Here is a 12,293-nt window from a genome sequence, read left to right as displayed (position 1 = left end):
CAAAGATTATAATTAAATGAAAATACTTGTTACGGGCGGGTTGGGCTTTATCGGCTCGCATACAGTTGTCGAATTGCAAAACGAAGGTTTCGAAGTGGTCATTATAGACGATTGCTCGAACTCTTCTGAAAATGTATTGAAGGGAATTACGGCCATTACGGGTAAGACCCCGATTTTCGAAAAGCTGGATCTTAAGGAAAAAGCCAAAGTCGAGGATTTTTTCAAAAGGCACCATGATGTCGAGGGCGTTATCCATTTCGCGGCGTCCAAGGCCGTTGGCGAAAGTGTTGAAAAACCATTGCTGTATTATGAAAATAACATTGGCACCCTTGTTTATTTGTTAAAGGAACTGAAAAAAAAGGATAAGTCGAGCTTCATTTTCAGTTCTTCCTGTACCGTTTACGGTCAGGCCGATAAGATGCCGATTACAGAGGATGCGCCCGTCAAACCGGCCGAATCTCCTTATGGCAATACAAAGCAGATGGGCGAAGAGATTATTGCCGATACATGTAAGGTGACCCCCAATTTGAATGCGATCGCGCTGCGTTATTTTAATCCGATGGGGGCACATCCGAGCACCGAAATAGGGGAGCTGCCGATAGGCGTTCCGCAAAATCTAGTCCCGTTTATTACGCAAACCGGTGTTGGCTTAAGAGAACAGTTATCCGTTTTTGGTGATGATTACCCGACCGAAGATGGCACATGCATACGCGACTATATTTATGTGGTCGATTTGGCAAAAGCCCATGTGGTCGCCCTAAAAAGACTTTTAGAAGCCAAAAATAAAGAGAACTATGAAGTCTTCAACGTGGGCACGGGCAAAGGAAGTTCGGTTTTGGAGGCCATTCGAAGTTTTGAACGGGTTTCGGGAAAAAAACTGAACTACAAAATTGTCGGAAGACGGCCAGGTGATATAACTACCGCTTATGCCGATACGACCAAGGCGAACAAAGTTTTGGGTTGGAAGGCCGAGTATACCCTTGACCAAGCAATGAAATCTGCATGGGACTGGGAACGGAAAATACGGGGATGACGCCCATTTGAAATAGAATAGGACCATTTAAAGGTAATTATGATAATGAGGGGAATATTACGTATATTCCCCTCATTTTATTTGAAATACCAACAGAATGAAAAAACTGCTACTGCTGTTCATCCTATTTTTGACCACGGTTATTACGGCGCAGGACTACTATTTACAGTGTGGAAAGATTGTTGATCCCCAATCGGGTGGATTATTATCCGAAAAAACCATTATTGTTTCCGGTGACCGGATAAAAAGTATTCAAGACGGCTTTGTCAACGGTACTTCGAATGATAAGGTCATAGACTTGAAAAGTAAGTTTGTACTTCCCGGTTTCATAGATATGCATGTTCATATCGAAGGAGAATCGAGTCCTTCGAGATACATTGAGCGTTTTACCAAGAACGAGGCCGATATCGCTTTTCAATCAACTGTCTATGCCGAACGAACCTTGATGGCCGGTTTTACCACGGTCAGGGATTTGGGGGGCTCAGGAGTGAATATCGCACTACGAAACGCAATTAACAAAGGTGTTGTGAAAGGGCCCCGAATCTTCACGGCGGGCAAGGCCATCGGGACCACTGGGGGGCATGCGGACCCAACCAATGGAATGAAAAAGGAATTGATGGGGGATCCCGGGCCTATGGAAGGTGTTGTCAATTCTCCTGAAGATGCCAAGAAAGCGGTACGGCAACGCTACAAGAATGGGGCCGACGTAATCAAGATTACGGCAACCGGTGGTGTAATGAGCGTGGCAAAGAACGGGCAAAATCCCCAGTTTACCGAAGAAGAGATTAGGGGTATCGTCGAAGCGGCCAAAGATTACGGCATGTTGACCGCGGCCCATGCCCATGGCGATGAAGGTATGCAAAGGGCGGTCAAAGGTGGTATTAAAACTATTGAGCATGGTACCCTGATGAGTGAGGAAACCATGGATCTGATGATACAACATAAAACTTATTTGGTGCCCACTATTTCTGCAGGCAAGGCAGCGGCCGAAATGGCCGAGATACCTGGGTTTCTTCCCCCGATAGTGGCCCAGAAAGCACGCGAAATAGGTCCTGTCAGCCAAGCTACGTTCGGCAAGGCCTATAAAAAGGGAGTTCCTATCGCTTTCGGAACCGATGCCGGGGTTTCTCCTCACGGTGAAAATGGCAAAGAATTTGGTTTCATGCACGAGGCGGGTATGCCCATTATCGAAACGATACGGTCTGCAACAATTATCAATGCCGAATTATTGGGCATGGAAAATGATCTGGGTCAATTGAAAGGCGGTTTTCTGGCCGATATAATTGCCGTTGACGAAAACCCTCTTAAGAATGTAAATACGCTTGAAAATGTCGTTTTTGTGATGAAGAATGGTGAAGTTTTTAAGCAGTAAATGGTTGTTTAAAGAATGAACGAGCATCATGTTAACTGTATCAAGGTTCTGCAAAAGGCCCAGAAAGAAAATCGCTACACAAAGCTAATCGTGCAACTGCTGAAAGATTTTCAATTGGCGAACATATCTGTGGGGTTTACACTTTTGATTACTCCTCAGGATTTAAAACGCGAGCTTCATGAAAAGATCTATTTTCTTCTTATGGAAAAGTTCAATGACTATCTTAACCTCATGTACTTGATAGATATTCCAGAAAGTACACTTAAAGACACTAATCAAAGTGATATTGTTGAATTTGCCGAGATGGTAACCTTCTCGATACTTCGCCGAGAATTACAAAAGGTCAGATTTAAAGAAGAATTCGATTGAGCGGCAGAACTCATATGATGGGTATTTGTAATGGTGCTCTACAAATAACCTATGGCACCGCATAGATTATTAAAAATAGACCCTAACAAAGGGCGTCCAGGCATTGGCGTAAATACTTTTTTGATCATCGTAGAGTACATCGTAACGAATGCCGACAGTGAAATTTCTGTCGGTATAGCCCAGGCCCAGAAATAGGCCGGGAGACCAATAATCATCTTTAATGTCATTAGGTATTGCAGCAAGGGTTCTATTCACACGAAGTTCTTCGAATTCGACTGAAAATTGAACGAAATCAATAGGGTTTAACAGCGTAAGAACACTTCCGCCATAGGCCAATAGCTTGTTGTCATTGAATTTGGCATAGTTGAAACTGAGACTTGTGCCAACGGCAAAATTGTCGGTGACCTGATAGATTGCACTGGGCGAGATTGAACCATTGAAACCGCCGTTTGTAAATCCGAGACCAAGTCCGCCACCAAATCGAACATGGCGCCAAAAGTCGCCCTTGGCATTCGGATTCTGGGCGGTAGCAACAAAACCTATAGCAAATAAGATAAGGCACGATAAAATGTTTTTGGTCGCCATTTGATCTATTTTTGTGATTATCCTATTAGTTTCTTCATTATTGCCACTAAGATAACATGCAGAAAATGTAAATGTTGTATTTTTGAATTTATTTTGTTTGTAGGATAGAGAAACCTTTTTATGGATAAATTTTCCTTTTTAAACACTGCACACACTTCTTTTTTTGCAGAGCTTTATGACAAATATCTGCAACATCCCGATAGCGTAGAGCCAAGTTGGAGAGCTTTCTTTCAAGGCTTCGATTTTGGCGTTGAAAGTTCGCTCGATGAACTGGATGTTCAGACGATAACGGATGCTGCGGGCATAAACAACGGGCAGCCCTTGGACATGCCCCGGTCATTGCAAAAAGAGTTTCAGGTCATTCGATTGATCGATGGCTATCGCAGTAGGGGGCATCTGTTCACAAAAACTAATCCGGTAAGGGAGAGAAGAAAGTATTCCCCGACCCTTGATATTGAAAATTTTGGGCTCTCCAACGAAGACCTTGATACGTTGTTCAACGCAGGGGAGATTTTGGGTCTGGGCCCCGCTACGCTCCGTGAAATAATAGTCCATTTGCAAAAGATATATTGTGATGCCATTGGGGTCGAATATATGTACATACGAAACCCTGAACGTATCGAATGGATTCAAAATTGGTTGAATATCAATGATAACCACCCGAAGTTCGATAGCGCGCAAAAGAAGCACATTTTAAAGAAGCTGAACGAGGCCGTTTCTTTTGAAGGGTTCTTGCATACCAAATACGTTGGTCAAAAGCGATTTTCACTGGAAGGCAACGAATCGCTGATTCCTGCTTTGGATGCGGTTGTTGAACGCGCCGCGCGATTGGGCGTCGAACAGTTTGTAATGGGTATGGCGCACCGCGGCCGCTTGAACGTGCTTACAAATATCTTTGGCAAGGCGGCGAAGGATATTTTCAGCGAATTCGATGGTAAGGATTATGAGGAAGAGATTTTCGATGGAGATGTGAAGTACCATTTGGGATGGACCTCGGAAAGGAAAACCGACAACGGCAAGAAGATAAGAATGAACATAGCCCCCAATCCATCGCATTTAGAGACTGTTGGGGCGGTGGTCGAAGGGATTACCAGAGCCAAGCAAGATGCGCATTACGCCGACGATTTTTCCAAAGTCTTACCGATCGTGGTACATGGTGACGCGGCCATTGCGGGGCAAGGCCTGGTCTACGAGGTCGTTCAGATGGCAGATCTTGACGGTTATCGAACCGGGGGTACGATCCATATCGTGGTCAACAACCAGATCGGTTTTACCACGAACTATCTCGATGCCAGAACGTCGACTTACTGTACCGATGTAGGTAAGGTTACTTTGAGTCCCGTTCTACATGTAAATGCCGATGATGCAGAGGCGGTCGTACATGCTTCCCTTTTTGCCCTGGAATATCGAATGCGCTTTAAACGCGATGTATTTATCGATTTATTGGGCTATCGAAAATATGGGCACAACGAGGGGGACGAACCGCGTTTTACCCAGCCTAAATTGTACAAAGCGATCGCAAAGCACAAAAACCCACGCGATATCTATGCTGAACGCCTTTTGGCCGAAGGGGTAATTGAAAAGGGATATGTCAAGCAACTTGAAGAGCAGTACAAAGCTTCACTGGAAGAAGAATTGGAAGACTCAAGAAAAGAGGACAAGACGATCATAACGCCTTTTATGGCCGACGAATGGAAAGGTTTCGTCAATGTGCGTGAATGGGAAATGATGGATTCGGTCGACACTTCGTTCGATAAAAAGAAGCTGACCGAGATCGCCAAGGCGATCACCGAACTTCCTTCCGATAAAAAATTCTTGCGAAAGGTCGAAAAATTGGTAAAGGACCGAAGAAACATGTTCTTTGAGACCAATAATCTCGACTGGGCCATGGGTGAACTTTTGGCTTATGGAACTTTATTGTATGAAGGTTTTGATGTGCGTATGTCGGGCCAAGATGTTGAGCGAGGGACTTTCTCACACCGTCATGCCGTTATGAAGGTTGAGGAGAGCGAAGAGGAAGTTATGCTCTTGAACAATATTTCGAAAAAGCAGGGGCGGTTTCAAATCTACAATTCTTTGTTGTCGGAATACGGCGTTGTAGGTTTTGATTATGGCTATGCCATGGCAAGTCCGAACACATTGACCATTTGGGAGGCCCAATTCGGTGATTTTAGTAACGGCGCACAGATCATGATCGATCAATATATATCCGCCGCCGAAGATAAATGGAAGCTACAAAACGGATTGGTCATGTTGCTTCCTCATGGTTATGAAGGCCAAGGTGCCGAACATTCTTCGGCACGTATGGAACGTTATCTGCAATTATGCGCGAGAGATAATATGTATGTGGCGGATGTTTCGACCCCTGCCCAGATTTTTCATATTCTGAGGAGACAAATGAAGGTCGATTTTAGAAAACCATTGGTCATTTTTACCCCAAAAAGTTTATTGAGGCATCCAAGAGCCGTTTCGACGATCGAAGATTTGGCAAATGGAAGTTTTCAAGAGGTTCTTGACGATGAATCCGCCGATGTGAAAAAAGTAAAATCGTTGGTGTTCTGCACCGGAAAATTCTATTATGATTTGCTGGTCCGAAGAGAAGAAGAGGGTCGTGATGACGTGGCTCTTGTCCGCCTGGAGCAGTTGTTTCCGTTGCCGAGCGAAGCGATGAAGAAAATCATTGCCAAATATAAGTTTGCCGATGATTTGGTGTGGGCGCAAGAAGAGCCTCGTAATATGGGGGCATGGAGCCATTTGATGATGCATTTTAGTGATGCGAACAAGTTCAGGGTCGCATCGAGGCGATTCTACGCATCACCGGCTGCCGGTAGTGCGGTACGTTCTAAAATGCGACATCAACAGGTTATCGATTATGTATTCGATAGGTCTAAGAACAATATGACCCGTCCAAAGGTCAAAACTGAGAAAGCCAAATGAGATTCGTAACCTTGCTACTGCTCTTGTTCACTTTTGGTGCTTCCTTTTCGCAAGAAGAACAAGGAAGGTACGCCGAGGCGGCGACTGAATTTATGTCCCGATATAACGACCGTGATTATATCGCGATTTTTGACCGTTTTAATGTAGACATGAAAAAAGCCTTGCCCAGAGAGCAAACATTGGCATTTTTTGAACAGAACGTCAACAACCTTATGGGTGATATTACTGAAATGAGGTTTGACCGAATCGATAAAGGAGCGCACATTTATAGAACGGATTTTGAAAGGGCGGTGGCCGAAGTCTTAATTTCTTTGACACCACAAAACAGGATAAACGGACTTGCCATAAAACCATTAAAAGATGATGAGATTCCCGTTTTAGAAAGAAACGTTACAAAGATGGCGCTGCCTTTCAACGGTAAATGGTTTGTTTTTTGGGGAGGCACCACCGTTGAACAGAACTATCATGTAGATTATGCCGATCAGCAGTACGCCTACGATATCTTGATGGTCGCCAATGGAAGCTCTTATGAGGGCGATCCTAAAAAGAACGAGAGCTATTTTGCCTTTGGCAAAGAGATTATTGCCCCATGTGATGCGAGGGTGGCAAAGGTGGTTACCGGGGTGCACGATAATATTCCTGGTGAATTGAATCCACGGCAATTAACGGGTAATACCGTGGTTTTAGAGACTGATAATGGCGAGTTCATTTTGTTCGCTCACTTAAAAGAAGGAAGTATAGTTGTCCAAGAGGGGCAAGATGTCAGGCAAGGAGAGCTTTTAGGCCAATGCGGAAATTCAGGAAATTCGACCGAACCCCATTTGCACTTGAGTCTACAAAACCATGTTGACATGCTTCAGTCCACTGGGGCGAAGTTGTTTTTTGACCAAATTATGGTCAATAGCGAATTAAAAACGGATTATCTTCCGGTAAAGGAAGACTTTATTGAAAATGTAAATTAAGAATACTTTAAAATCATTAGAATGATTCTAGAAATGAAAGTTCCTTCCCCGGGGGAGTCGATAACAGAAGTCGAAATTGCGGAATGGCTTGTAAAAGATGGCGATTATGTCGAGAAAGACCAGGCAATAGCGGAAGTGGATTCCGACAAGGCAACCCTGGAACTTCCTGCCGAAGAGAGTGGAACGATTACCTTGAAAGCCGAGGAAGGCGATGCCGTTGCCGTTGGTGCCGTGGTATGTTTAATCGATACCGGTGCCGCCAAACCGACCGATTCGGGCCAAGGAGCTGAAAGTTCCGATGTCAATACCGCAAATGACCAGTCGGAAGAAACGAAAGAGGCCGATGACAAAAAGGCCATTGAAACGGTTACAAAGAAAGAAACTTATGCTTCTGGAACACCTTCTCCGGCCGCCAAAAAGATATTGGACGAAAAGGGAATGGACACCACGGCCGTAAAAGGTTCGGGAAGAGATGGCAGAATCACCAAAGAAGATGCGGTGAATGCGGTGCCTTCCATGGGAAGCCCCACTGGGGGAAATCGGGGTGAAACCCGATCCAAACTTTCGATGTTGCGACGCAAGGTCGCCGAACGTTTGGTGGCCGCCAAAAATGAGACGGCCATGTTGACCACGTTCAATGAGGTGGATATGTCTCCGATTTTTGCATTGCGGGAGAAGTATAAAGAAGATTTCAAAGAAAAACATGGGGTTAGTCTTGGCTTTATGTCATTTTTTACAAAAGCTGTGGTCCGTGCACTTGAAATGTATCCGGCGGTGAATTCGATGATCGATGGCAAGGAAATGATTTCGTATGATTTCTGTGATATCAGTATCGCCGTGTCGGGCCCGAAAGGATTGATGGTGCCTGTTATTCGAAATGCCGAGAACCTAACTTTTAGGGGTATCGAATCAGAAGTAAAACGATTGGCGATACGTGCTAGGGAAGGCGAGATAACTGTCGATGAGATGACGGGCGGTACCTTCACCATAACGAATGGTGGTGTTTTCGGTTCGATGCTGTCAACACCGATCATCAATCCTCCGCAGAGCGCTATTCTGGGCATGCATAACATTGTCGAACGTCCCATTGTCCGTGACGGTGCGATCGCCATTGCCCCGATTATGTACGTGGCCCTCTCTTATGATCATAGAATAATCGACGGTAAAGAATCTGTTGGCTTTTTGGTCGCGGTAAAAGAGGCCTTGGAAAGCCCTGAAGAAATCTTAATGGATAACGATGTTAAAAAGGCATTGGAAATGTAAGGTCAGATTATCTGAGGTTTTCGTATGACGCTATTTCGGGTGCTTTGATTTCAAATAAACGCAGTTTTTGCCATAATCGATTACCGCTTTTGCCTTTTTGAGTACGTCGGCGCCAATGATGCCATCGACTGGCAGGGCATTGTGTGCAGTTAACGCCTCGTTTACATGAACGAGGTCGAATAGTACGATTTTGATTTTTTTCTTCTTCCAATCACCGATTTGAATTTGGTTTTTGGGTGAGATCAGTGTTTCCATATTGGTAGCACCGGCACCGGCGGCCTTTATGTCTGTCTCTTCAGAAGTGAGTTTGAACAGATCAATTTTATTAAAGCCGATACAGGTGTTCGAAGCACCGGTATCTAAAATAAACCTACCCTTCACTCCGTTGATTCGTGCCACAATTTCAAGGTGATTCGTAGCGGTAAGCACCAAAGGTATTTTGATGTACCTTTTTCTTAGCAGAAGCTTTTTAAGGCTGGCCATTTATTCTTTTTGACAAAGATAGTCCTATTTTTGTGTGATGATAATTACCGACACCCATACGCATCTATATAGTGAGGCCTTCGATAAAGATCGTGAAGAGGTTATAGAAAGGGCTTTTAAAAATGGTATAAAAAGGTTCTTTATACCGGCTATCGACTCGACTTATACCCAAAGAATGCTTGATTTGAAAAAAGCCTATCCCGAGAATATGTTCTTGATGGCAGGACTGCATCCTACACATGTCAAGGATGATTTTTTGAAGGAACTGGGTCATGTTGAACAGTTGTTGTCAGAATATGAGTTTTGTGCAATCGGTGAAATAGGGATCGACCTTTATTGGGACAAGACCTTTTTAAAGGAACAACAGGAAGCCTTTGAAAATCAGATCCGATTGGCAAAAAAGCACAAACTTCCGATCGTCATACATTGCAGGGAAGCTTTTGACGAGATTTTTGAAATTTTGGAAGGTGAAAGAGCGGAAGATCTTTTCGGGGTCTTCCATTGTTTTACAGGAACTTTCGAACAGGCAAAAAAGGCCATTTCCTATAATATGAAATTGGGTATCGGCGGTGTCGTCACCTTTAAAAATGGAAAGTTGGATACCTTTCTTGACCAAATTGATTTAAATCATATCGTGCTTGAGACCGATTCACCTTATTTGGCTCCGGCGCCGTTACGTGGAAAGCGAAATGAGAGCGCTTATCTGGTTCATGTACTAGAAAGATTGTCGGATATTTATGGGGTTTCTACTGAAACCATTATTGAAACTACGACCAAGAACTCGATCAATGTCTTCGGTATCTAGATAATATGAAGAACGAAACGAACATATTGCTCATATATACAGGTGGAACCATCGGTATGATGAAGGATTATGAAACGGCAACTTTAAAGCCTTTCGATTTCAGGAAGCTTGAGAAGAACATACCTGAACTGGCCCAATTGGATTGTCATATAGATAGCATTTCTTTCAAGAAGCCTATCGATTCATCGAATATGAATATTGGACATTGGGTCGAGATAGCAACGATTATCGAAGATCATTTTGAAAGTCATGATGGTTTTGTCGTACTGCACGGTAGTGATACCATGAGTTATACTGCCTCTGCCCTGAGTTTCATGCTTGAGAATTTAACGAAACCAGTGATATTCACGGGAAGCCAACTACCAATCGGTGATCTGAGAACCGATGCCAAGGAAAACCTCATAACCTCGATTCAAATTGCCGCTTTGAAAAAAAGCGGTCGCCCGGTGATACAAGAAGTAGGATTGTATTTTGAATACAAATTGTATCGTGCCAATCGTACAACCAAGATCAATTCTGAACATTTCGAGGCATTCGCATCTTTGAATTATCCTGCGCTTGCGGAATCAGGTGTGCACCTTAAAGTGCATGAGGCCAACCTATACCCAAAAAGCGACCACAAAAAATTATGTGTTCATAAAGACCTCGATAACAACGTCGCCATATTGAAGTTTTTTCCAGGACTTAACGAATCGGTTTTGAAGAGTGTGCTAGCAATACCCGGCCTTAAGGCGTTGGTTTTGGAGACCTATGGTGCTGGCAATGCGCCTACCGATGAATGGTTGCTGCTGGAACTTGAAAAGGCAATTGCCAAGGGTTTGTTCATTATTAACGTCACCCAATGTTCAGGAGGCAGTGTGATTATGGGCCAATATGAGACAAGTCAACGACTTGAAAAGATGCAAGTCATTAATGGTAAGGATATTACATCTGAGGCGGCAATAACTAAACTTATGTATCTCCTCGGAAACGGTATTTCCCCTAAGCTGATGAAAACAATATTCGAGACTTCGCTACGCGGAGAAATGTCATAAAAATACCGGCTTTAATTTCTTCAACTAATATTTTTTTCGTTATTTGGGCAACCCTTAAAAGGCTAACTTAGAGAGGTGGCCGAGTGGTCGAAGGCGCACGCCTGGAAAGTGTGTATACACCAAAAGTGTATCGAGGGTTCGAATCCCTTCCTCTCTGCAACGAATCGTTTTACTTTGTTTATTACGTTTTTTTTTTATCTTTAAACCTTATTCTTTATTAACTAACTAATTTAAGTTTGAAAAAATGAAAAAATTATTCTCTATCCTGGCAACGGCTGGGTTATTTGTAGCAGGTACAAATACAGTAAGTGCAAAAGCTACTTCGGCGATGATGGTTTTGCAAGATGCGGCGCCGGAAGCCGAGAAAGGCTTTACTCAAGTATTAAAGGAAATGTTCATTCAGGGAGGTGCCGGGTTTATGGGTATTGTTCTTTTGTGTTTGATTCTCGGTTTGGCGGTGGCCATCGAGCGTATCATTTACTTGAATATGGCCAGCACCAATACGACCAAGTTGAAGCAGCAAGTTGAGGATGCATTGGCTTCAGGAGGTATTGAAGCCGCAAAAGAAGTATGCAGAAATACAAAAGGCCCCGTTGCATCGATTTATTACCAAGGATTGGATAGGGCTGGCGAAGGAGTTGACAATGCCGAAAAAGCGGTTGTTGCCTATGGAGGTGTTCAAATGGGCCAATTAGAGAAAAATGTGTCTTGGTTGTCCTTGTTCATTGCCATTGCCCCGATGCTTGGGTTCATGGGTACGGTAATCGGTATGATTCAGGCCTTCCAAAAGATTAGTGCCGTCGGTAACTTAAGTGCCTCACTTATTGCGGGTGACATTCAGGTGGCCTTATTGACTACGGTATTCGGTCTTATTACGGCCATTATCCTTCAAATCTTTTACAACTATATCATTGCAAAGATCGATAGTATCGTCAATGATATGGAAGATTCTTCGATTTCATTGATCGATATGTTGGTAGACCATAAAAAATAAGTCTGACTTAATACCAAAAATATTATGTACAAAATAGTTAAAATAGCATTAATAGTATTGGGTCTGATAGGTGCGGTACTGTGGTTTATGTTGCCCGAAAAAGAGATGCCTGCCAACGAGGCCGCTCAAAGCGGTGCGATGAACGCCATGTTCTGGATAACCTATATTCTATTGGCAATCGCTGTCGCCGCAAGTTTGATCTTCGGATTAAAGAACGTATTCTCCAATCCAGCCGGTTTGAAAAGAACACTTTTCGGAGTGGCGGGCTTGGCAGTGGTCGTTATTATTTCTTATGTATTGTCTAGTGGTACCGACGTTGCCGATGAATATATGGCCATGTCGAATGAATCTACTGTCAAGAAGATTGGAATGGGACTGAATGTGTTCTTTATCCTTACCATTGTTGCCGTAGGGGCAATGTTATATGGAGGCTTGAAAAAAATGACCAGTAAATAA

At 43.6% G+C, this 12,293-nt stretch carries 12 protein-coding genes and 1 tRNA gene; 11 read left to right on the top strand and 2 right to left on the bottom strand.

Annotated elements, in window-relative coordinates:
* The first annotated feature begins 16 nt into the window (after nt 1-16).
* From galE to ACEZ3G_RS03120, 3 genes are all read left to right on the top strand, one after another.
* Entirely contained in the window at nt 17-1,033 is a 1,017-nt protein-coding gene (galE, locus tag ACEZ3G_RS03130; protein WP_432424017.1) for a UDP-glucose 4-epimerase GalE, read from the top strand.
* Between the two features lie 97 nt (nt 1,034-1,130).
* Complete coding sequence (locus ACEZ3G_RS03125; protein WP_432424016.1) at nt 1,131-2,405, top strand: metal-dependent hydrolase family protein; 1,275 nt, start codon at nt 1,131-1,133, stop codon at nt 2,403-2,405.
* 15 nt (nt 2,406-2,420) lie between these two features.
* A complete protein-coding gene (locus tag ACEZ3G_RS03120; protein WP_432424015.1) occupies nt 2,421-2,774 on the top strand; it encodes a hypothetical protein in 354 nt (117 codons plus the stop codon).
* 69 nt (nt 2,775-2,843) lie between these two features.
* Here the strand turns inward: ACEZ3G_RS03120 and ACEZ3G_RS03115 are convergent, their stop codons facing one another.
* Nucleotides 2,844-3,359, bottom strand: a complete 516-nt coding sequence (locus ACEZ3G_RS03115; RefSeq protein ID WP_432424014.1) for an alpha-ketoglutarate decarboxylase — start codon at nt 3,357-3,359, stop codon at nt 2,844-2,846.
* A gap of 120 nt (nt 3,360-3,479) precedes the next feature.
* On the opposite strand from ACEZ3G_RS03115, the gene ACEZ3G_RS03110 reads away from it, so the two are divergent.
* The 3 genes from ACEZ3G_RS03110 to odhB are packed head-to-tail and all read left to right on the top strand — an operon-like array spanning nt 3,480 to nt 8,521.
* A complete protein-coding gene (locus tag ACEZ3G_RS03110) occupies nt 3,480-6,296 on the top strand; it encodes a 2-oxoglutarate dehydrogenase E1 component (protein ID WP_432424013.1) in 2,817 nt (938 codons plus the stop codon).
* Entirely contained in the window at nt 6,293-7,258 is a 966-nt protein-coding gene (locus ACEZ3G_RS03105) for a peptidoglycan DD-metalloendopeptidase family protein (RefSeq protein ID WP_432424012.1), read from the top strand. The genes ACEZ3G_RS03110 and ACEZ3G_RS03105 overlap by 4 nt, the downstream gene beginning before the upstream one ends.
* 21 nt (nt 7,259-7,279) lie before the next feature.
* The gene (gene odhB / locus ACEZ3G_RS03100) at nt 7,280-8,521 is read left to right on the top strand and encodes a 2-oxoglutarate dehydrogenase complex dihydrolipoyllysine-residue succinyltransferase (protein ID WP_432424011.1); all 1,242 of its coding nucleotides are present in this window, start codon (nt 7,280-7,282) and stop codon (nt 8,519-8,521) included.
* 30 nt (nt 8,522-8,551) lie between these two features.
* Here the strand turns inward: odhB and ACEZ3G_RS03095 are convergent, their stop codons facing one another.
* On the bottom strand, nt 8,552-9,004 hold the full coding sequence (locus ACEZ3G_RS03095) for a retropepsin-like aspartic protease (RefSeq protein WP_432424010.1): 453 nt from the start codon (nt 9,002-9,004) through the stop codon (nt 8,552-8,554).
* Between the two features lie 37 nt (nt 9,005-9,041).
* On the opposite strand from ACEZ3G_RS03095, the gene ACEZ3G_RS03090 reads away from it, so the two are divergent.
* The 5 genes from ACEZ3G_RS03090 to ACEZ3G_RS03070 all read left to right on the top strand — a co-directional run bounded on the left by ACEZ3G_RS03090 (nt 9,042) and on the right by ACEZ3G_RS03070 (nt 12,293).
* Nucleotides 9,042-9,809, top strand: a complete 768-nt coding sequence (locus ACEZ3G_RS03090) for a TatD family hydrolase (protein ID WP_432424009.1) — start codon at nt 9,042-9,044, stop codon at nt 9,807-9,809.
* Nucleotides 9,810-9,814: 5 nt separating this feature from the next.
* Nucleotides 9,815-10,843: an asparaginase gene (locus ACEZ3G_RS03085; protein WP_432424008.1), complete on the top strand. Its 1,029-nt coding sequence runs from the start codon at nt 9,815-9,817 to the stop codon at nt 10,841-10,843.
* A 69-nt stretch (nt 10,844-10,912) separates the two neighbouring features.
* Nucleotides 10,913-11,000, top strand: a tRNA-Ser gene (locus tag ACEZ3G_RS03080).
* Between the two features lie 87 nt (nt 11,001-11,087).
* Entirely contained in the window at nt 11,088-11,837 is a 750-nt protein-coding gene (locus ACEZ3G_RS03075) for a MotA/TolQ/ExbB proton channel family protein (RefSeq protein WP_432424007.1), read from the top strand.
* A 24-nt stretch (nt 11,838-11,861) separates the two neighbouring features.
* Nucleotides 11,862-12,293, top strand: coding sequence for a hypothetical protein (locus ACEZ3G_RS03070; RefSeq protein WP_432424006.1), 432 nt, complete (start codon nt 11,862-11,864; stop codon nt 12,291-12,293).

The sequence above is a fragment of the Meishania litoralis genome (assembly GCF_042611095.1).
Taxonomy (GTDB): domain Bacteria; phylum Bacteroidota; class Bacteroidia; order Flavobacteriales; family Flavobacteriaceae; genus Meishania; species Meishania litoralis.
Note: the sequence above shows the minus strand (reverse complement) of the source record. Positions and strands in the feature narration are given on the sequence as shown.